Below are 19,003 nucleotides of genomic sequence, written 5' to 3'. Positions count from 1 at the left end.
GCTCAGGCCGACTTCAGCTTGAGCTTGCCGTAGAGATCCGGGTTCTCGGCGATGACCTGTTCCAGCAGGGTCCAGTCGATCGCGTCGCGGCCGGGCTTCTTCTTGATGTAGCCCATCTCGGCGACGGAATCGGTCCGGTCGAGGATGAACTGCGTCTGGTTGCGGGCGTCCACCACCGAGGGCTGACGGCCCATGGCGAGCTGGGCGTTGCTCATCGAGGTCTTGTAGTAGGAGCCGACGAGCTTGTTCAGGGCGGCCTGGGGGTCGCCCTCCGCCAGGGCCTGGGCCTTCATCATGCCCTTGATCAGGGCCTTCACGGCGGCCGGGTTCTTGGCGATCAGCTCGTTGCGGACCGCCAGCACGCAGTCGGTGTAGCCCTTGCCGTAGATGTCGGTGCCGTCGGAGAGCTTCACGGCGCCCTTCACGTCGGTGAGGAGCGCCGTGCCGTAGGGCTCGATCGTCGAGATGATGTCGAGGGCGCCGGCGCGGAACGCCTCCACGGCCTCCGGGGTCGAGCCCATGTAGCGGACGGTGATGTCCTTGAACGCGACGCCATTCTTCTTCAGCCAGTCGTAGGGCAGGACCTCGAGCGTATCGAGCTGGAAGGTGCCGAGGGTCTTGCCCTTGAGCTTCTCCGGGCTGTCGAGGCCGGGCTGGGCGACCAGCACGCAGCCCTCGATGCCGCCGCCGGCCACGATCTTCACCGGGGCGCCCGCGTCGTAGAGGGCCATGAAGCTCGTGTAGGGCATCACGCCGGCATCGACCTGACCCATGCCGAGGAAGGTGACCTGATCCGAGAAGGTCGGCGTGTTGACGAAGTCGATGGTCAGCCCGTCATCCTTGGCGAGCTGCATCGCCTCGGCCAGGAAGAAGTTCAGGTTGCAGAAGCCGGTGCCGTGGGTCGCCCGGATGCCGGTGGCCGCCGCGGCCGCGCTGGTCAGGCCCGGACCCACCGCCAGGGTCAGCGCGGCGGCGGTCCCGCCAAGGAAGCGCCTGCGGCTGGGCTTGAACCGCGTGAAATCCGGGACGCGATAATCGCCGTGACGGTCGCACATATCGACTCTCCTCAGAGGGCGGATCGCGCGATCCGCCGGACGGCGCGTGCCGGTGCTGAAACGGAGGGATCGGAGCTCGGGACAGGCTCAAGGCAGTCGCGGAGATCCGGTCGCCCGGCACCTCACCACATCGACGGCACGCCAACCTCTAGCCGCCGCCGGGGCGACGCTGCGCTGGTGAATACGAACCAAGAAGCGTGCCAGACGCGGGGATCGACCGTAGTGGCGGCGCGCCTTGCCCGTCGGCGCTGTCGAAGAACTGCACCGCCGTCCTTGCGAGAGGAGCGAAGCAATCCAGCAGCGCCAGGCCTCCGGACGTCGCGCTGCCCTGGGTCACTTCGCTGCGCTCGTGATGACGGACATCGTCTTCGCGCCGCGATTCGACCGGTCCGACGCCCGCGAAAGCAGCTGAATGCCGCCGGCGTATTCAGCCGGGGTCTTTGGACAATGCTGGACCGGCCTCAGCCGCGCGCGGAGCGCTCCGCCCATTCCCGGCGCAGGATGGCGTACTGCATCGTGTTCTCGAAGATCGGGTTGCCCTGATCGTCGTCCGCGAACGAGATGAACTCGCGGAACAGGCCCTCGGGGCGCATCGTCAGCGCCTCGCACAGGCGGCGCGAGGCGGCGTTGTCCTCCTCGACGTAGGCGTAGAGCCGCCGCGCCCGCCGCTCGGAGAACAGGTGTTCGAAGAGCGCGGCCGCGGCCTCGACGGCGTAGCCCGCGCCGCCGTACGCGGCGTTGAAGTTCCAGCCGACCGAGAAGGTGTCGGGCGGTTCCGGGAGGCAGAACAGGTCGCCGATCAGCCGGTCGGTCGCGGCCAGACACACGGCCACGTGCTCGTCATCGCGGCCGCGCCGCTCGGCCTCCGCCTCCGCGTCGGCCGGCGTGTCGAGGCGGCTGCTCAGGAAGCAGCGCGCCCGCGGCCGGTGCAGGTAGGCGAACAGGTCGGCCGCGTCGTCCGGCCTGAAGCGCCGCAGGATCAGGCGGTCGGTCCGGATGGGGATCATCGGGCTCCCGGTCGGCGCCGCGCTACGCGGCCACGAGGTTGAAGGTGCGGTCGGCCGGCGCGAGGCTCACCCGCCGCCCCCAGTCGAAGGCGACGAAATCCTGCTCGATCCCGTCCGAGAACACCACGCCGCCCTCGTTCATCCGCGACACCACAGTGAGGGGCGATCCGGCGAACTTGCCACCGCGCAGGTCGGTGCCGGTGGCGACGCTCGGGAACGGCTCGCGCACCCAGTAGCCGAAGGCCGCCTCCTCGATGCCCACCTCCACGGTGAGGTGCGTCGCCTCGCTGATCGAGCGCGCCCAGCCGGTCAGGCCGGTGCCCGAGGCCACGATCAGGCCGCTCGACGAGTGGTCCTCCGCCCGCGCCCCGTCCTCGATCCGGTAGCGCGCCGACTGGTGGCTGCGGTGGCCGACGAAGATCTCGTTCAGGGCGAGCAGCCGCTCGCCGCCGTCGAAGGTCGCCTGCACCATGGTGCGCCGCTGCAGGGGGGCGGCGCCGGCCGCGCTGGCGGGCAGCAGGGCGCGCAGGGCTTCCACCCGCGCCCGGGCCAGCACGCCGTCGTAGAGGTCGGGCGCCGGGTTGACGCCGACCACCGGCTGCCCGTCGAGGTACTTGGCGACGTTGGCCACGAGCCCGTCCTGCCCCACGGCCACGACCACGTCCTCGGGGGCGAAGAGGAAGCGGTCGAGGTCGGGGCGCCGCACCAGGGCCTGCCGCCAGTCCAGGGGTACGGCGGACCGGGCCTCCGCAAGCACGGCCTGGAACTGGGCGTGGCGCGCCTCGACCTCGGCGAGCGTCTGGCCCCGGCTCTCCAGGAAGAACCGGACCTGGCCGCGGGTCGCGTGCCGGGCGATGAGCAGCTCGTAATCCGTGTCGCGGATCACGAAGACCACGCGGGAGGTGAGGGCCGGCATGGCGGGCCTCCTCAGCGCGGCGCGAGCCGCGCGGGAAGCGCGCCCCGGAACTCGCCGAGGATTGCCGCCAGCAGGTCGGGCGTGACGTTGACGTGCTCGATGGTCTCCAGCTTGCCGGCGAGTTCCCGGGCCGCCAGCCCGAGCAGCACGGCGGGCGGCATGTCCCGGTAGACGGCGGCGCGGCGCTGCTCCGCGTCGGCCCGGGCCCCCTCGACGAGGCGGATCCGCTCGGCCTCCGCGGCCGCCTCCAGGCCCCGCGCCTCCGCGACGCCGGCAGCCCGGTCGCGGGCGTTCTCGGCCTCCTGGGCGATCAGCACGGTCTCGCGCCGGGCGAGCTCGGTCTTCGTCGCGAGCTCGTTCTCCGCGATGGCGCGCTCCTTCTCGACCGCCAGGGCGCGCCGGGAGAAGGTCGCCTCGTCGGCCTTCTGCTGCAGGGCCTCGAAGGTCGGCGTCTGCAGGGCGCGCTCCAGCTCGCTGGTCGGCGCGAGGTTGGTGAGCCGCACCGACACCGCCGCGACGCCGATCTCGGCCAGCGCCGGGGCGGCGAAGAGCACCCGTTCCAGCACGGCGCGCAGCGGCTCCGGCCCGGCGTCGAGGAGGACGCCGATCGGGCTCGCCCCCAGATACTGGAGCGCCGCCTGGCTGGCGATGCCGCCGAGGCGGGCCTCGATCCGCTCGATCGGCTCGCCCTGCAGGCGTCCGGTGCGGAGGTCGATCGAGAAGTCGACCCGGCTCGCCAGCAGCTCCGGATCGACGACGTGCCAGCCGATCGTCCCCTGGACAACGACGGTCTGGAAGTCCCGGCTGCGGCCGCGGACGAACAGGGTCATCTCGCGGTCGTCGACCGGCACCTCGCTGATGCTGGCGGTCTCGGGCCGGAACCAGAAGACCAGACCCCGTCCGCTCTGCCGGACCCGGCCGTTGCGGAAGCGGATGATGTGGCTGCTCGCCTCGCTCCGGAGCTGGGCGATCACACCGATGTTGCGGACCGTGGCCATGATGGTCTCCTCAGAACTGACCCGACCTGTCGAAGCGGAAGAGTTCGGCGGGGCGGAACGCCGTCCCGGCCTCGCGGGCGCCGGTCGGCGCGATCCAGCCCCGGTCGCGCATGCGGCGGCGGAAGGCGGATTTGTTGAGGGGCGCGCCGCGGATCGCCGCGTGCACGTCCTGGAGCTGGCGGAGGGTGAAGTGCTCCGGGAGCAGCGCGAAGCCGACATCCGTGTAGTCGAGCTTGCCGCGCAGCCGCTTCACGGCCAGCGCGAGGATGTCGGCGTGGTCGAAGGCGAGGGCGAGGGGGGCGCCGTCCTCCGCCTCGGCCGAGACCGGGCCGCCGGCCTCGCCCGCCCACGGCACGACCAGCGTCGCCGCCGCGAGCCCGGCGCCGCCCGCCAGGGCCTCGGCGAGGGCCGCCTCCGGCAGCAGCGCCAGGTAGGCGACCGAGACGATGCGCATCCGCGGATCCCGGTCCACGGCGCCGAAGGTGTAGAGCTGCTCGAGCCGCGCCAGCTCGATCTTGGCCTTCTCGCGCAGGACGCGCTCCGCGGCGGCGTCGAGGGTCTCGGCGATGCCCACGAATCCGCCCGGCAGCGCCCAGAGGCCGGCCTGCGGTTCCCGGCTCCGTCGCAGCAGGAGGGCGGCGAGCCGGCCCGACCGGATCCCCAGCAGGACGAGGTCCACCGCCAGGGCAGGCCGGTCGTAGGCCGCCGGATCGTAGCCGGCCAGGAACTCGGGTTCGGTCATCAGTCGATTTCTGCTCATGTTGAGCATAACTAAGACGCAGATTGCGCATATGTCAAGACGAGGGCAGAGCCCGTCGCGCGCCGCCGCGGGGCGCACAGCTCCGCACCGGCTCCGCACAGATCCGCCCAGGCGCGGCCGCCGGGTGCGGTCCGAGCCCGGAAAAGGGCGAAGCTTCTCGTGGCGGCGCAGCTGCGGGCGCGGGAGCTTCAGCGGCGAGCCGGCACCGATCCGCCGGCGCAGGAGGTTTCCCGATGCCGTTCTTCGCTTCACGACCCGCGATCGAGCCCCCCCGCAACGCCGCGCTGTCGCCGCTCTTCCTCGCGCTGCTGGCGCTCCTCGTCATGCTCGCCTCGGCCCACGCGACGCCGAGCCCGACGCGGGGCGGCCTCACGCTGCGCGGCCCGGCCGGCACCGCGCCGGTCGAGGCCGTCCAGCTCGCGACCGACATCAGCGTCGACGTCAGCGGCCCGACCGCCCGGGCCACCGTCACCCAGGCCTTCCGCAACACCACGGCGGAGTGGGTTGAGGGCACCTACGTGTACCCCCTGCCGGAGGACGCAGCCGTCGACGGGATGAAGCTCGTCGTCGGCTCGCGCGTGATCGTCGCCGACATCCGCGAGCGGGCTGCGGCCAAACGCGCCTACGAGGCCGCGAAGGCGGCCGGGCAGTCGGCGGCGCTCACCACGCAGGAGCGGCCCAACATCTTCACCAACGCGGTCGCCAATATCGGCCCCGGCGAGACCGTGCTGGTCCAGATCACCTATCAGCAGACGATCCCCGTCTCCGGCGAGACGCGGACGCTGCGCCTGCCACTGGTGGTCGCGCCCCGCTACAATCCCGCCCCCGCCTCGGTGGACGCGGTCTCCCTCGACGGCGTGGCCGAGGCGGCCCGCGACCCGGTTCCGGACCGCGCCCGGATCAGCCCGCCGGTGCTCGATCCGGCCGTGTCCCCGCCGACCAACCCGGTGGCCGTCACCGTGCGGCTCCAGGCGGGCTTCGCCGTCGGCGCCGTTCACAGCGCCACCCACGCGATCCGCGTGACCGAGACCGGCCCGGAGTCGCGGACCGTCACCCTGGCCGACGGCGTCGTGCCGGCGGACCGCGACCTCGAGCTGACCTGGGCGCCGGTCGCGAGCCGGATGCCCGGTCTCGGCCTGTTCCGCGAGACTGTCTCCGGCCGGACCTACCTGCTGGCCGCCGTGAACCCACCGGCGGTCGAGGTCGACGCGGCCGCCCGGCCGGCGCGCGACGTCACCTTCGTCATCGACAATTCCGGCTCGATGTCCGGCGCCTCGATGCGGCAGGCCAAGGCCGGGCTGCTGGCCGGCCTCGGTCGGCTGACCCCGCGGGACCGCTTCAACGTCATCCGCTTCGACGACACCTGGGACGCGCTGCATCCCGAGCCGGTCCCGGCGACACGCGCGGCCCTGGCAGAGGCTGACGCCTTCGTGAGCGCCCTGGAGGCCCGCGGCGGGACCGAGATGCTGGCGCCGCTCAAGGCCGCCCTGGCGGATCCCCATCCGGAGGACGGGCGCGTGCGCCAGGTCGTGTTCCTCACCGACGGCGCCGTCGGCGACGAGGAGCGGATCTTCGCGGCGATCCACGCCGGTCTCGGGCGCTCGCGCCTGTTCATGGTCGGCATCGGCTCGGCGCCGAACGGCCACCTGATGCGCCACGCGGCCGAGATCGGCCGCGGCAGCTTCACGGAGATCCGCGACCTCGCGCAGGTCGGCGAGCGAACCCGCGCGCTCTACGAGAAGCTGGAATCCCCGGCCGTCACCGACCTGACCGCGACCTTCTCGGTCCCGGGCGTCGCCGTCACACCGGGCGCGCTGCCCGACCTGTACCGCGGCGAGCCGCTGGTCTTCGCCGCGCTTCTGCCGGGGGCGGACCATGAGACGGTCCACGGGACCGTGACCGTCTCGGGCCGGGTTGGCGGCCGGACCTGGACCCGGACGCTCCCTCTCGTCGAGGCGCGCGCCGGTGCCGGCATCTCCAAGGTCTGGGCGCGCTCCCGGATCGGCGAGACCGAGACAGCGCGCATCACCGGGCGCCTCGGCGCGGACGCGGCCGACGCCGCCATCCTGGCCCTCGCCCTGGAGCACGGCCTGACGACACGGCTGACCAGCCTCGTGGCCATCGACGCTACTCCGCGCCGCGCGCCTGGCACGCCGCTCGTCGCCGCCGACCTGCCGCTGAACCTGCCGGCGGGCTGGGACTTCGCCAAGGTGTTCGGCACGGACCGGCCCGGCGCCGCGCCCGCCGACGACGGGGCGGCCCGGATCGTGCCGATCCGCGCCGACGGCGCGGCCATCGACCTGCCGCAGACCGGGGCCGGGATCCGGGCGCAGCTCGGCCTGGGCCTGCTCCTCGCCCTGCTGGGTCTCCTGCTGGGCACCGGCCTGACGATCGGCGGCCGGCGGACCGGGGCCACGCGATGAGCCGCCGTCCGGCGACCGGACTGGGGAGGGCGCTGGCCGCCCTCCTCACCCTCGCGGGAATCGGGATGGCGGCACAGGCCGCCTGGATCCCCGCCAAGGCCGCCCTGGCGCAGGTGCTGCTGGAGCACGCCTTCGCCCGCACCCTGGCCGAGGGCCGGCCGGCCCGGCCCTGGCCCTGGGCGGACACCGAGCCGGTCGCCCGCCTCACGGTCGCCGGCCGCAGCTTCGTGGTGCTGCGGGGCGGGAGCGGTCAGGCCCTGGCCTTCGGCCCCGGCCATCTGGACGGCACCCCGGAGGCCGGCGCGCCCGGAACCGCCGTCATCGCCGCCCACCGCGACACGCAGTTCGCGGTGCTGGGGCAGCTTAGGCGCGGCGATCCCGTCACGGTGACCGGCCGCGATAGCCGGGCCCGGCATTTCCGCGTCACCGGCACGCGGGTGGCGCGCTGGGACGCCTCGGGCATCGACCCCCAGGCCCCCGGCCGGCACCTCGACCTCGTCACCTGCTGGCCCCTGGAGGCGCTGCAGGCCGGCCCGCTCCGGCTGATCGTCGAGACCGAGCTGGCCTCGGAGGCGGGGCGTTCCTGACCGGTCGGCGTGGACGGCCAGCTTGGCCGCGCTTGCGCAAATGTGCGGTTTCGTGCGGATCTGTGCGGGTCAAGCCCGTGCGAGCCGTGCCTGTGAGCGAGATCGAACTGTCCGAGGCGCAGAGCCGTGCCATTGCCCAGACCGTGCGCGAGGCGCTGGCCCGGCGGCGCATCTCCCGGCAGACGCTGGCCGAGGAGGCCCGGATCAGCATCTCGACCCTGGAGAAGGCGCTCGCCGGCCGCCGGCCCTTCACCCTGGCGACGACGATCCGGCTGGAGGAGGCCCTGGGCCAGTCCCTCCGCCAGGAGACGGGGCGACCGGCCCCGGAGACGGCCCGCCACGCACCCGACGATCTCGGCTCCTACTCGCGGGAGAGCGTGGCCTGGATCGAGGGGCGCTATCTCACCCTGCGGCCGTCCTTCGGGTCGGCGGGTGCGATCTTCGCCTACCGCACCGAAATCGCCTGGGATTCGGACGCGGCCCGCCTCGTGTTCCGCGAGGCCGAGCGGCTCGACGCCCCCTTCGCGCAATCGGGCAGCGTCGCCGTGCCGAGCCAGTCGGGCATGATCTATCTAGTGACCAACTGGCACGGGCAGCACCGTCTCGCCGTGCTGTGCCGCCCGAACATCCAGGGCGAGATGTACGGGGTTCTGACCACGCTCCACGCGGGGCGCGGCACGCAACTGACTCCGACGTCGGCGCCGCTGGCGTTGCTGCCCGAGCAGGCGGGCGCGTTCGGCTACGGACGCATCGGGCCGGAGGAGCCGGGCTACGCCCCGTACCGGGCCTATCTCGCCCGGGTGCACGAGGACGGCTACGCCACCTTCTTCACGGGGATCGCCTGACAGGACAGGACAGAGAGCGGAGAGGCCCGCGGCCGCCCGGCGCGGCGGGCAGGCTTGGAGCGGGTGAAGGGAATCGAACCCTCGTATTCAGCTTGGAAGGCTGCTGCTCTACCATTGAGCTACACCCGCGCGGGCGGATCGTTAGCATGCCGCCGGGCCCATGAGAAGGTGGGCTCAGGCGAGCCCGAGCGCGGCGCGGGCCTCCGCGGGCGTGGCGACGCGGCGGCCATGCCGGGCCACGGCCTCGGCGGCGAGCCCGACCAGCTCGGCGTTGCTGGCGGCCAGACGGTCCTTCGTCACCCGGATGTTGTCTTCCAGGCCGGTGCGCACTGCGTCGGCACCGCGGGCGAGCGCCCAGTCCATCACGATCGCTTGGTTGCGGCCGATCCCGGCCGCGGTCCAGGTCGCCTGCGGCAGGATCCGCCGCGTCTCGGCGAGCAGGATGTCGAGGAGGTGCTCCTCGGCCGGCATCGCATTCTGGACGCCCATCACGAATTGCACGTGCGGGCGCGCGTCGATCAGGCCCGCCTCCACGAGGCGCTTGGCGCCGTGCAGGTGCGAGAGGTCGAAGATCTCGATCTCGGGTCGGACGCCATACTGCCTCATCTGACCGGCGAGGTCGGTCACGAGGCTGGCGGAATTCTCATAGACGATCGTCGGGAAGTTCACCGAGCCTGTGGATAGGGAGGCCATGTCGGGCCGGTGCTTGAGCGAGAGGCCGCGCGCGGCCGGGTCGCGCCCGCGCCCGCCCGTGGAGAACTGCACGATCATGCCCGGGCAGTGCTTGCGCAGCCCCTCCTGCACGGCGGCGAACTTGTCGGGGTCGGAGGAGGGCGACTCGTCCGCGTTGCGCACGTGGATGTGGCAGAGCGTGGCGCCCGCCTCGAAGGCCCGGTGCGTCGACTCGACCTGCTCAGAGACCGTGACGGGAACGGCCGGGTTGTCGGTCTTGCGCGGCACCGAGCCGGTGATCGCCACCGCGATGACCACGGGCGCGTCGCTCCGGGATCCTGCCATCCGCCTGTCCTCCCTGCCTCATCCGGCTTTCGCACCGGGATAGCGCCGCGGAACCCGGATCTGAACCGCCCGGCGCGGGCGGCAGGCCCGTGTGCGGGACATCTCCGGCCGGATGACAGCCCGGACTTGTGTCTTGCCGGCGCTTGCCGCACCTCTCGGCCCGCGAGGCACACGATGAACGACACCGTCCTGGTCCTGAACGGGCCGAACCTGAACCTGCTCGGCAAGCGCCAGCCGGAGATCTACGGCCGCGAGACGCTGGCCGACGTCGAGGCCCTGTGCCGCGAGACCGCTGCGGGCCTCGGCCTCGCGGTCGATTGCCGCCAGAGCAACGCCGAGCACGTGCTGATCGACGCGATCCACGAGTTCCGCGTCGGCTCCGCCGGCATCGTCATCAATGCGGGTGCCTACACCCACACCTCGGTGGCGCTCCTCGACGCGCTGAACGCCTGTGAGGTGCCGGTGATCGAGTGCCACATCTCGAACGTCCACCGGCGCGAGGCCTTCCGCCACCATTCCTACATCTCGCTCGCCGCGACGGCCGTGTTGGCCGGGTTCGGGACGCACGGCTACGCGCTCGCCATCCGCCATCTCGCGCATCTGCGGGCCGGCAAGCCCCCGCGAGCCGACAAGACCGCTTGAGGCGCGGATAGCGCCGCGATCAGGGTTGACGCTGGCAGAGACAGGGCGGAGGAGGGCGGTCAGGCCCAATTCCCACGCGCTCGTCCCGGCCGGACCAGTCCTGAGGTCCCCGGAGAGCGCTTCGAGCGGAGCGCGCACGCCGCATGACCAGTCCCTTCCTGCCCCTCGACCGGACAGTGATCGCCCGCGAGGCGGCCAAGATGTTCCTCGAGATCGGCGCGGTGCTCTTCTACAAGGACGAGCCGTTCAAGTTCACCTCCGGCTGGGCGAGCCCGGTCTACACCGACAGCCGGAAGATCATCTCGTTCCCGCGCCTGCGCTCGACCCTCATGGATTTCGCCACCGCCACGATCGTGCGCGAGATCGGCTACGAGAAGCTCACCCACATCGCGGGCGGCGAGACCGCCGGCATCCCCTTCGCGGCCTGGATCGCCGACCGGATGATGCTGCCGATGCAGTACATCCGCAAGAAACCCAAGGGCTTCGGCCGCAATGCCCAGATCGAGGGCGAGATCGTCGAGGGCGCCCGGACCCTGCTGGTCGAGGACCTCGCCACGGACGGGCGCAGCAAGGTCAATTTCTGCAACGCCCTGCGCGAGTCCGGCGCCCAGGTCGATCACTGCTTCGTGCTGTTCTATTACGACATCTTCCCCGACAGCGCCGCCCTGATGCAGGAGATCGGCATCAAGCTTCACTACCTCACCACGTGGTGGGACGTGCTGGCGGTGGCCAAGGAGATGGGTACCTTCGACCCGAAGACACTGGCGGAGGTTGAAAGCTTCCTCAACGCGCCGGCGGAGTGGTCGGCCGCCCATGGCGGCATCTCCGCCTTCGGTCAGGCCTGAGGGGGATCGCGATGGGCGTCGCCGAGCTGTTTCCCGCCGAGCGCCAGGAGGCGAAGCCGGTGGATCGGATCACGATCCGCCGACCGGACGACTGGCACATCCACCTGCGCGACGGTGCGATGCTGAAGGCGGTGCTGCCCTACACGGCGGCGCAATTCGCCCGGGGCATCATCATGCCGAACCTCGTGCCGCCGGTGACGACGGTCGCGGCCGCGCAGGCCTATCGCGAGCGGATCCTCGCCGCGCTGCCCGCCGGCCTGGACTTCACGCCGCTGATGACCTGCTATCTGCGGGACGACACCGACCCGGACGAGATCGAGCGCGGCTTCAAGGACAAGGTCTGGGTCGCCGCCAAGCTCTACCCGGCGGGCGCGACCACGAACTCGCATGCGGGCGTCACCGACCTCCTCGGAATCGCGCCCGTGCTGGAGCGCATGGAGCGGATCGGAATGCCGCTCCTGATCCACGGCGAGGCGACCGATCCGGAGATCGACATCTTCGACCGCGAGGCCGCCTTCATGGAGGGCAGCCTGATCCCGCTGCTCGGCCGCCATCAGGGGCTGAAGGTCACCGTGGAGCACGCCACCACGGCGGAGATCCTGGACGTGGTCCGGGAGCACCGGAGCCGATGCGCGGCCACGATCACGCCGCACCACCTCGTCATCAACCGGACGCACATCTTCCAGGGGGGCTTGCGCCCGCACCTGTACTGCCTGCCGGTGGCCAAGCGCGAGCGGCACCGGCTGGCATTGCGCGCGGCCGCGACCTCGGGCGAGGCCTGCTTCTATCTCGGCACCGATACGGCCCCGCATGTCCGCGGCGCCAAGGAGGCCGCGTGCGGCTGCGCCGGCGTGTTCTGCGGGCCGTCCGCGCTCCAGACCTACGTGCAAGTCTTCGACGAGGAGGGGGCGCTGGACCGGTTCGAGGCTTTCGCGTCGCTCAACGGCGCCCACTTCCACGGGCTGGAGCCGAATGCCGGCACCGTGACCCTGGAGCGGCGGCCGGGGCGCGTCGCCGAGGCGGTCGCGGTCGACGACACCGCGGTCGTGGTGTTCCGGGGTGAGGAGACGCTGCCCTGGTCGGTGGCGTGACGGCCCCGGTCATGCGCCACGACATTATCGCGGGCGCAGCGAAGCAACGCAGGGCGGCGCGACGTCGCCGCGCCTAGCGCCCTGGTCTGCTTCGCTCCGCTCGCAACGACCGCGATGCACGACGGTGATGCGCCTTCCGAAAGAGGCGCGGATCCCCTCTCCCGCAGGTGAGAGGGGGCCGGTCGTGCCGGACCAGCGCGTCGGCGCACGCCTGTCGGGTAATGCGCGCGAAGACGGTTGCCACCGATTCGTTCTTTGAAGAAGAGAGGTCTTCACGCGGCTTGTCGTCCGAATACCGGTCTTGCCATGCGGAGCGACCGCCGCGGCCCGCCAATCCGGAGGAGCGGTACGATGCAGGACGCGCGACAGGACGGCATCACGGCGCTCGGCGCCGTAGACCTCGCCGCCGCCATCCACGGCCGGGTGATCTCCTGCGTCGAGGTGATGCGGGCCTATCTGGAGCGGATCCACCGGCTCAACCCGCAGGTCAACGCCCTCGTGGGCCTGGGCGACCACGCCGCGCTCCTGCGGGAGGCAGAGGCCGCCGACGCCGCGCTGGCGCGGGGGGAGGCCGTCGGGCCGCTGCACGGTTTCCCGCTGGCCGTGAAGGATCTCGACCCGGTCCGCGGCCTGCGCTTCACGCAAGGCTCGCCGATCTTCGCCGACCGGATCGCCGACACCGACTCGATCATGGTGGCTCGCCTGCGCGCCGCCGGGGCGATCTTCATCGGCAAGACCAACGTGCCTGAGTTCGGCCTCGGCTCGCACAGCTTCAACCCGGTCTACGGCGCCACCGGCAACGCCTACGCTCCGGACAGAACCGGGGGCGGGTCGAGCGGCGGGGCCGCAGTGGCGGTGGCCCTGCGGATGCAGCCGGTCGCCGATGGCAGCGACCATGCCGGCTCGCTGCGCAATCCGCCGGCCTTCAACAACTGCTACGGCCTGCGCCCGAGCTGGGGCCGGATCCCCGCGGAGGCCAAGGACGTGTTCAGCCCCGGCCTCGGCGTGCTCGGCGCCATCGGCCGTACGCCCGCCGATATCGGCCTGATGCTGTCCGTCCAGGCGGGCTACGACCCGCGCTGCCCGAACGCCATCCGGCAGGATCCCTTGGCCTTCGCGAGCCCGCTCGCCCGCGACTTCCGCGGGACGCGGATCGCGTGGCTCGGCGATTGCGGCGGCCAGATCCCGTTCGATCCCGGCGTGCTCGAACTCGGACGCTCGGCCCTGGCGAGGTTCGCGGAGATCGGCTGCACCGTCGAGGAGGCGATGCCGCGCTACGACATGGAGCAGCTGTGGCAGGATTGGCTGGTGCTGCGGGCCTTCACGGTCGCGGCGAATCTCCGCCCGTTCTACGATGAGCCCCGCCACCGGGCGCTGCTGAAGCCGGAGGCCGCCTGGGAGGTGGAGCGTGGGTTGGCGCTCGGCGCCGACCAAATCATCGCGGCCCTGGAGGGGCGAACCCGCTGGTACGAGACCCTGCGCCGCTTCATGGAGGCCTACGACTACGTCGTCATGCCGAGCGCCCAGGTCTTCCCGTTCGACAAGACCCTGCGCTGGCCCGAGACGGTGGGCGGCCAGGCGATGGACACCTATCACCGCTGGATGCAGGTCACGATCCCGGCGACGATGTCGGGCCTGCCCGTCCTTGCCGTGCCGGCCGGGTTCGGGGCGGCCGGGTTGCCGACCGGCATTCAGATCGTCGGACCGAACCACGGCGAACTCGCCTGCCTGCAGCTCGGCGCCGCCTACGACGCGGCCAGCAACTGGGTCCGTCGCTATCCGCCGTCGCTGAACTGAGCGGTGCCGCGTCGCGGATTGTTCTTGTGCTGGGTCGCAGTCCGCTTCCGCTGCATGCGCCCGGGAACGGGTGTCGCGTTTCATTCCCAAGCGCCACCCTCTCCCGCACAGGTGGAGCGCCAGCGGATCGCCATCCGGGACCCAGCGCCGTGAGCGCCGCATAGCGGCTCAATGACCGAACCGGCCCGGATGCACGGATGCGTTGACCGGCCCCGCGCTCTCCGCTAAGAGGCCCGACACTTCGCGTGCCGACCATGATCCAGTTCCGAATCATGCGGACGCCGCGAGGCGAGTTCGGATATCCGATGACCACGATCCTTATTGTAGCGGTAGCGTCACCGACGGGGCGGCCCTAAGCGAGGGTCGCGATCCGAGCGGTGGCGCATGCAGGGTCCCTCGGGGCCCTTTTTTGTTGCCCGCTCCAGGGCAGCACGGGATCGGCGCAGACGGGTTACCGACGCGGAAGGCACGTTCGGGCGAGGCGGAGACCGCCCCGCGGGACGAGGGTGCGTGAGAGAGGACGGGGCAGGGCGGCGGTCGTGGACCGCCGTGGCTCCGGAGAGCGCGAGGAGACGAGCATGAGCGGCGAGGTCATGACCGGGGCCGAGATGGTCATCCGGGCCTTCCAGGATCAGGGTGTCGATACGCTGTTCGGGTATCCGGGCGGCGCCGTACTTCCGATCTACGACGCGCTCTTCCACCAGAACGCCGTCAAGCACATCCTCGTCCGCCACGAGCAGGGCGCCGTCCACGCCGCGGAGGGCTATGCCCGCTCCTCCGGCAAGGTCGGCTGCGTCCTCGTCACCTCGGGCCCCGGCGCCACCAACATCGTCACCGGCCTCACCGATGCGATGCTGGATTCGATCCCGCTGGTCTGCATCACCGGCCAGGTCCCGACGCATCTGATCGGCACCGACGCGTTCCAGGAATGCGACACGGTCGGCATCACGCGCCACTGCACGAAGCACAATTACCTGGTCAAATCGATCGACGACCTGCCGCGCATCCTGCACGAGGCGTTCTACGTCGCGGCGAATGGCCGTCCGGGGCCGGTCGTCGTCGACCTGCCCAAGGACATCCAGTTCGCCTCCGGCCTCTACGAGCGCCCGGAGATCGCGAGCCACAAGACCTACCGCCCGGCCGTGAAGGGCGACGCCGACCGGATCCGCGCGGCCGTCGAGCTGATGGCGACCGCGCGCCGGCCGGTCTTCTACACCGGCGGCGGCGTGATCAATTCGGGCCCGGAGGCCTCGCGCCTGCTGCGCGAGCTCGTCCGCGAGACCGGCTTCCCGGTCACCTCGACGCTGATGGGGCTCGGCGCCTATCCGGGCACGGACGAGAAGTTCCTGGGCATGCTCGGCATGCACGGGACCTACGAGGCCAACCTCGCGATGCACGAGTGCGACGTGATGATCTGCGTCGGCGCCCGGTTCGACGACCGGATCACCGGCCGGCTCGACGCGTTCTCGCCCTTCTCCAAGAAGATCCACATCGACGTCGACGCGTCCTCGATCAACAAGGTCGTCAAGGTCGATGTCGGGATCGTCGGCGACTGCGCCTCGGTGCTGGCCGACATGCTGGAGGCGTGGCGCGCCCTGCCGTCGCGGCCCGACAGGTCCAACCTCGATCCGTGGTTCCAGAAGATCGGGACCTGGAAGGCGCGCGACTGCCTCGCCTACTGGCCGTCGGGCACGATCATCAAGCCGCAATACGCCGTCCAGCGCCTCTACGAGGCCTGCAAGAGTCGCGAGACCTACATCACCACCGAAGTCGGCCAGCACCAGATGTGGGCGGCCCAGTACTTCAAGTACGACGAGCCGAACCGCTGGATGACCTCCGGCGGCCTCGGCACGATGGGCTACGGCCTGCCGGCGGCCATCGGCACCCAGCTCGCGCATCCGGACGGGCTCGTCATCGACATCGCCGGCGAGGCCTCGATCCTGATGAACATGCAGGAGATGTCGACGGCGGTTCAGTACCGGCTGCCCGTCAAGGTGTTCATCCTGAACAACGAGTACATGGGAATGGTCCGGCAGTGGCAGGAGCTGCTGCACGGCTCGCGCTACTCGCAGAGCTACTCGGAGAGCCTGCCGGACTTCGTGAAGCTCGCGGAGGCCTACGGCGCCAAGGGCATGCGCTGCGAGAAGCCGGGCGACCTCGACGGCGCCATCGCGGAGATGCTCGCCCATGACGGCCCGGTGATCTTCGACTGCATCGTCGACAAGACCGAGAACTGCTTCCCGATGATCCCGTCGGGCAAGGCGCACAACGAGATGCTCCTGTCCGATTACCTCGGCGAGACCGGCGTCGAACTCGGCGACGTGATCTCCGAGGAAGGCAAGATGCTGGTGTAAACGCGGTGGCGGCGGCCCTCCGGGGCCGCAGCCACCGCATGGGCGGCGGCGCGCAGTGGTGCTTGCCTCGTGCAAGTCGCGCTCGGTCGCCGATGAGCACGCACGGGACGACGAGAACGAGGCCGGCGATGAACGCGATGAACACCCACTACCCCGATGCGGTCCGCGTCGAGCCGGTCAACCGGCACACGCTCGCGGTGATCGTCGACAACGAGCCCGGCGTGCTCGCCCGTATCTCGGGCCTGTTCTCCGGGCGCGGCTACAACATCGAGAGCCTGACGGTCTCCGAGACCGAGGAGGCGCGCCACATCTCGCGCATCACCATCGTGACCACGGGCACGAATGCCGTGATCGAGCAGATCAAGGCGCACCTCGACCGGCTGGTGCCGGTCCACCGGGTCGTCGACCTGACGCTCCAGGGTAACGCGATCGAGCGCGAGATCTGCCTGGTGAAGGTGAAGGGCGAGGGCGAGCACCGCAGCGAGGCCCTGCGGCTCGCCGCCGCCTTCGGCGCCAAGACCCTCGACGCCACCCTCAATTCCTTCGTGTTCGAGCTGACCGGCGCCACCGAGGATGTCGACCGGTTCGTGCGCCTGATGAGCGTGATCGGGCTGGTGGAGATCTGCCGCACCGGCATCTCCGCGATGGGGCGCGGGGCGGAGCCGCTCTAGGGTCCGAAGGACCGGATCTGCTAGGATGTGCCATCCCCGCAGGAGGCGGAGCGATGGAATCCAAGGTCATTCGCTGGGGTGACGATCTCGCCGTGCGGCTGAGCAGCGCGGAGGCCGAGGAACTCGGCATCCGCGAGGGCGAGACCGTGGAGATCGTCTCGAAGCGCCCTCCGCGGCCCGAGCCCACGCAACGGGCTGGGCGCCGGTATGTCGACGGGCTGCCGGTCTACACAATGGAAGAGATGATCGCCGAGGCCGGGCGTCTGGGCCCCGAAGCCCAGCCGCCGACGGTCGATTGGCGGCCGGATCGCGGATCCGAATATGAACCAGTTGACGCGTCGCGTAATCGTCTGCCCGATCACACGTAATCCGCATCCATGGCCGACGAAAGTATTCCTGCCGCCGGGCCCTTCCGTCACGGGTGCTGTCCTTGTGGATCAAGTCCCCTCGATCGACAGGGCCACAGGCATCCTGAGGAGTCTCGGCGGCGCGCCCGATGAGATCGTGGCCGAGGTGCGTGGCAGGCTCAGGACGCTGCTCGGCCTGACCATCTGAGATACGCACGCCCTCCATAAGCTTTCCCCAGCAGAAAGGCTTTCATGACCGCCCGCACCCTCTACTACGCCCCCGGCGCCTGCTCGCTCGCCGCCCACATCATCCTGGAGGAATCCGGGCTGCCCTACGAGGGCATCAAGCTCGACCTCGCCGCGGGCGACCAGCGCCGGCCGGAATATCTCGCGATCAACGATCGCGGCCGCGTACCGGCCCTGACCGAGGACGGCTGGGTGCTCACCGAATGCGCCGCGATCCTGCGCCACGTCGCCCGCTCCGTGCCGGAGAAGGCGCTGTGGCCCGCCGACTTGCGCGCCCAGGCCGCCGCCGACGAGTGGCTCGGCTGGCTGGCCTGCAACCACCACGTGACCTACGCCCATGTCCGCCGCCCGGAGCGCTACACCGAGGATGAGGGCGCCTTCGAAGGCATCAAGGCGAAGGCCGCCAACAGCTACGCCGATCTCGCCACGATGACCGAGGTGCGCCTGTCGCACGGCGGCTGGGCCGTGGGCGACCGCTTCAGCGTGGTCGACGCCTACCTGATGGTCTTCTGGTTCTGGGCCAATGGCCCGGTGCTCCGGTTCGACATGGCTGGGCGCTTCCCGGCTTGGACCGCCCATGCCCGCCGCGCCGCCGAGCGTCCGGCCGTGCAGGCCGTCTTCGCCCGCGAGGGGCTGCCGCTCCCGCGCTGACACGGTCGGGTCGCGGCACGCTCTTGCCGCGGCCCGCGAATCGGCCTAGAGCGCGTACCGTACGGTACGGTACGCCATTCGAGATGATGCAGGCCAGCGCCACAACAGAGCGGGAAGCGCCCTCGGCACGCCAGCAGGCGGTGCTGGACGCCGTGCTTGGCCTCATGGTCGAGGACGGCGAGCAACTGACCATGGACGCCGTCGCGCGCCGGGCGAGCTGCTCGAAGGAGACGCTCTACAAGTGGTTCGGCGACCGGGATGGATTGCTGACCGCGACGGTGCGCTGGCAGGCCTCGCGGGTCCATGCCGGGCACGACGCCGCGCAGGTGCTCGACGGCGCGACCCTGCGCGAGCGCCTGCAGGACTTCGCCGTGACGTGGCTGGAGGTCATCACCGGCCCCACCTCGGTGGCGCTGAACCGGATCGCCATCGCGCATGCCGGGTCGCACAAGAGCAATCTGGGCGGCATCGTCCTGGCGAACGGGCGCTTCGCCATCGGCGAGCGGGTGAAGCCCGTGCTGGAGGCGGGGCGTGCCGCCGGCCTGTTGACCTTCGCCGACAGCGAGGCCGCCTTTCGCACCTTCTTCGGCCTCGTCGGCCGGGATATTCAGATCCGACTTCTGCTCGGCGAGACCCTCGATTTCGACGGGGCCGAGATCCGGCGCGATGCGGGGCGCGCCGTCGAGCAGTTCCTGGCCCTCTACGGCCAGGCCAAACCCGACCCGAACCACCAGGACTGACGAGGAGACAG

At 71.1% G+C, this 19,003-nt stretch carries 19 protein-coding genes and 1 tRNA gene; 13 read left to right on the top strand and 7 right to left on the bottom strand.

The window, feature by feature from the left end:
- Positions 1 to 2: 2 nt before the first annotated feature.
- The 5 genes from CIW48_RS15270 to CIW48_RS15250 all read right to left on the bottom strand — a co-directional run bounded on the left by CIW48_RS15270 (position 3) and on the right by CIW48_RS15250 (position 4,718).
- On the bottom strand, positions 3 to 1,055 hold the full coding sequence (locus CIW48_RS15270) for an ABC transporter substrate-binding protein (RefSeq protein ID WP_149311533.1): 1,053 nt from the start codon (positions 1,053 to 1,055) through the stop codon (positions 3 to 5).
- A gap of 461 nt (positions 1,056 to 1,516) precedes the next feature.
- Positions 1,517 to 2,062: a GNAT family protein gene (locus CIW48_RS15265; protein ID WP_149311532.1), complete on the bottom strand. Its 546-nt coding sequence runs from the start codon at positions 2,060 to 2,062 to the stop codon at positions 1,517 to 1,519.
- Between the two features lie 22 nt (positions 2,063 to 2,084).
- Positions 2,085 to 2,978 carry an NAD(+)/NADH kinase gene (locus CIW48_RS15260; RefSeq protein WP_149311531.1) on the bottom strand — a complete coding sequence of 298 codons (894 nt, stop codon included), beginning with the start codon at positions 2,976 to 2,978 and terminating at the stop codon, positions 2,085 to 2,087.
- Positions 2,979 to 2,989: 11 nt separating this feature from the next.
- The gene (locus tag CIW48_RS15255; RefSeq protein WP_149311530.1) at positions 2,990 to 3,976 is read right to left on the bottom strand and encodes an SPFH domain-containing protein; all 987 of its coding nucleotides are present in this window, start codon (positions 3,974 to 3,976) and stop codon (positions 2,990 to 2,992) included.
- Between the two features lie 10 nt (positions 3,977 to 3,986).
- Positions 3,987 to 4,718, bottom strand: a complete 732-nt coding sequence (locus CIW48_RS15250) for an NUDIX domain-containing protein (protein ID WP_149311529.1) — start codon at positions 4,716 to 4,718, stop codon at positions 3,987 to 3,989.
- Between the two features lie 251 nt (positions 4,719 to 4,969).
- On the opposite strand from CIW48_RS15250, the gene CIW48_RS15245 reads away from it, so the two are divergent.
- The 3 genes from CIW48_RS15245 (at position 4,970) to CIW48_RS15235 (ending at position 8,591) form a co-directional block, all read left to right on the top strand.
- Positions 4,970 to 7,159: a marine proteobacterial sortase target protein gene (locus CIW48_RS15245; RefSeq protein ID WP_149311528.1), complete on the top strand. Its 2,190-nt coding sequence runs from the start codon at positions 4,970 to 4,972 to the stop codon at positions 7,157 to 7,159.
- Positions 7,156 to 7,746, top strand: a complete 591-nt coding sequence (locus tag CIW48_RS15240) for a class GN sortase (RefSeq protein WP_149311527.1) — start codon at positions 7,156 to 7,158, stop codon at positions 7,744 to 7,746. Before CIW48_RS15245 ends, CIW48_RS15240 begins: the two co-directional genes overlap by 4 nt.
- A 92-nt stretch (positions 7,747 to 7,838) precedes the next feature.
- On the top strand, positions 7,839 to 8,591 hold the full coding sequence (locus CIW48_RS15235) for a helix-turn-helix transcriptional regulator (RefSeq protein WP_149311526.1): 753 nt from the start codon (positions 7,839 to 7,841) through the stop codon (positions 8,589 to 8,591).
- Between the two features lie 55 nt (positions 8,592 to 8,646).
- Here the strand turns inward: CIW48_RS15235 and CIW48_RS15230 are convergent.
- Both CIW48_RS15230 and CIW48_RS15225 read right to left on the bottom strand, forming a co-directional pair.
- Positions 8,647 to 8,720 (bottom strand) — tRNA-Gly (locus CIW48_RS15230).
- A 45-nt stretch (positions 8,721 to 8,765) separates the two neighbouring features.
- Positions 8,766 to 9,608, bottom strand: a complete 843-nt coding sequence (locus CIW48_RS15225; RefSeq protein ID WP_149311525.1) for a 3-keto-5-aminohexanoate cleavage protein — start codon at positions 9,606 to 9,608, stop codon at positions 8,766 to 8,768.
- Between the two features lie 174 nt (positions 9,609 to 9,782).
- On the opposite strand from CIW48_RS15225, the gene aroQ reads away from it, so the two are divergent.
- The 10 genes from aroQ (at position 9,783) to CIW48_RS15175 (ending at position 18,992) form a co-directional block, all read left to right on the top strand.
- Complete coding sequence (aroQ, locus tag CIW48_RS15220) at positions 9,783 to 10,250, top strand: type II 3-dehydroquinate dehydratase (RefSeq protein ID WP_149311524.1); 468 nt, start codon at positions 9,783 to 9,785, stop codon at positions 10,248 to 10,250.
- 143 nt (positions 10,251 to 10,393) lie between these two features.
- Positions 10,394 to 11,095, top strand: coding sequence for an orotate phosphoribosyltransferase (locus CIW48_RS15215; protein ID WP_091789205.1), 702 nt, complete (start codon positions 10,394 to 10,396; stop codon positions 11,093 to 11,095).
- Between the two features lie 11 nt (positions 11,096 to 11,106).
- Positions 11,107 to 12,186 carry a dihydroorotase gene (pyrC, locus tag CIW48_RS15210; protein WP_149311523.1) on the top strand — a complete coding sequence of 360 codons (1,080 nt, stop codon included), beginning with the start codon at positions 11,107 to 11,109 and terminating at the stop codon, positions 12,184 to 12,186.
- Positions 12,187 to 12,537: 351 nt separating this feature from the next.
- Positions 12,538 to 13,983, top strand: a complete 1,446-nt coding sequence (locus CIW48_RS15205) for an amidase (RefSeq protein WP_149311522.1) — start codon at positions 12,538 to 12,540, stop codon at positions 13,981 to 13,983.
- Between the two features lie 578 nt (positions 13,984 to 14,561).
- The gene (locus CIW48_RS15200; RefSeq protein WP_149311521.1) at positions 14,562 to 16,337 is read left to right on the top strand and encodes an acetolactate synthase 3 large subunit; all 1,776 of its coding nucleotides are present in this window, start codon (positions 14,562 to 14,564) and stop codon (positions 16,335 to 16,337) included.
- Positions 16,338 to 16,465: 128 nt separating this feature from the next.
- Entirely contained in the window at positions 16,466 to 17,008 is a 543-nt protein-coding gene (ilvN, locus tag CIW48_RS15195) for an acetolactate synthase small subunit (protein ID WP_149311520.1), read from the top strand.
- A 53-nt stretch (positions 17,009 to 17,061) separates the two neighbouring features.
- Positions 17,062 to 17,376: a MazF family transcriptional regulator gene (locus CIW48_RS15190; RefSeq protein ID WP_149311519.1), complete on the top strand. Its 315-nt coding sequence runs from the start codon at positions 17,062 to 17,064 to the stop codon at positions 17,374 to 17,376.
- On the top strand, positions 17,330 to 17,563 hold the full coding sequence (locus CIW48_RS15185; RefSeq protein ID WP_149311518.1) for a type II toxin-antitoxin system PemK/MazF family toxin: 234 nt from the start codon (positions 17,330 to 17,332) through the stop codon (positions 17,561 to 17,563). Before CIW48_RS15190 ends, CIW48_RS15185 begins: the two co-directional genes overlap by 47 nt.
- A 44-nt stretch (positions 17,564 to 17,607) precedes the next feature.
- Complete coding sequence (locus tag CIW48_RS15180; RefSeq protein ID WP_149311517.1) at positions 17,608 to 18,252, top strand: glutathione S-transferase N-terminal domain-containing protein; 645 nt, start codon at positions 17,608 to 17,610, stop codon at positions 18,250 to 18,252.
- Between the two features lie 83 nt (positions 18,253 to 18,335).
- On the top strand, positions 18,336 to 18,992 hold the full coding sequence (locus tag CIW48_RS15175; RefSeq protein ID WP_149311516.1) for a TetR/AcrR family transcriptional regulator C-terminal domain-containing protein: 657 nt from the start codon (positions 18,336 to 18,338) through the stop codon (positions 18,990 to 18,992).
- The last annotated feature ends 11 nt before the right edge of the window (positions 18,993 to 19,003 follow it).

Source organism: Methylobacterium sp. P1-11 (genome assembly GCF_008329595.1).
Classification (GTDB): Bacteria; Pseudomonadota; Alphaproteobacteria; order Rhizobiales; family Beijerinckiaceae; genus Methylobacterium.
The sequence above is the reverse complement of the archived record's forward strand: the minus strand, read 5'-3'. Positions and strand labels throughout refer to the sequence as shown.

Bases quoted from the DNA above. Each gene is read 5' to 3' on its own strand.
- CIW48_RS15270 (WP_149311533.1), bottom strand. From the start codon at position 1,055: ATGTGCGACCGTCACGGCGATTATCGCGTCCCGGATTTCACGCGGTTC.
- CIW48_RS15265 (WP_149311532.1), bottom strand. From the start codon at position 2,062: ATGATCCCCATCCGGACCGACCGCCTGATCCTGCGGCGCTTCAGGCCG.
- CIW48_RS15260 (WP_149311531.1), bottom strand. From the start codon at position 2,978: ATGCCGGCCCTCACCTCCCGCGTGGTCTTCGTGATCCGCGACACGGAT.
- CIW48_RS15255 (WP_149311530.1), bottom strand. From the start codon at position 3,976: ATGGCCACGGTCCGCAACATCGGTGTGATCGCCCAGCTCCGGAGCGAG.
- CIW48_RS15250 (WP_149311529.1), bottom strand. From the start codon at position 4,718: ATGACCGAACCCGAGTTCCTGGCCGGCTACGATCCGGCGGCCTACGAC.
- CIW48_RS15245 (WP_149311528.1), top strand. From the start codon at position 4,970: ATGCCGTTCTTCGCTTCACGACCCGCGATCGAGCCCCCCCGCAACGCC.
- CIW48_RS15240 (WP_149311527.1), top strand. From the start codon at position 7,156: ATGAGCCGCCGTCCGGCGACCGGACTGGGGAGGGCGCTGGCCGCCCTC.
- CIW48_RS15225 (WP_149311525.1), bottom strand. From the start codon at position 9,608: ATGGCAGGATCCCGGAGCGACGCGCCCGTGGTCATCGCGGTGGCGATC.
- aroQ (WP_149311524.1), top strand. From the start codon at position 9,783: ATGAACGACACCGTCCTGGTCCTGAACGGGCCGAACCTGAACCTGCTC.
- CIW48_RS15215 (WP_091789205.1), top strand. From the start codon at position 10,394: ATGACCAGTCCCTTCCTGCCCCTCGACCGGACAGTGATCGCCCGCGAG.
- pyrC (WP_149311523.1), top strand. From the start codon at position 11,107: ATGGGCGTCGCCGAGCTGTTTCCCGCCGAGCGCCAGGAGGCGAAGCCG.
- CIW48_RS15205 (WP_149311522.1), top strand. From the start codon at position 12,538: ATGCAGGACGCGCGACAGGACGGCATCACGGCGCTCGGCGCCGTAGAC.
- CIW48_RS15200 (WP_149311521.1), top strand. From the start codon at position 14,562: ATGAGCGGCGAGGTCATGACCGGGGCCGAGATGGTCATCCGGGCCTTC.
- ilvN (WP_149311520.1), top strand. From the start codon at position 16,466: ATGAACGCGATGAACACCCACTACCCCGATGCGGTCCGCGTCGAGCCG.
- CIW48_RS15190 (WP_149311519.1), top strand. From the start codon at position 17,062: ATGGAATCCAAGGTCATTCGCTGGGGTGACGATCTCGCCGTGCGGCTG.
- CIW48_RS15185 (WP_149311518.1), top strand. From the start codon at position 17,330: ATGAACCAGTTGACGCGTCGCGTAATCGTCTGCCCGATCACACGTAAT.
- CIW48_RS15180 (WP_149311517.1), top strand. From the start codon at position 17,608: ATGACCGCCCGCACCCTCTACTACGCCCCCGGCGCCTGCTCGCTCGCC.
- CIW48_RS15175 (WP_149311516.1), top strand. From the start codon at position 18,336: ATGATGCAGGCCAGCGCCACAACAGAGCGGGAAGCGCCCTCGGCACGC.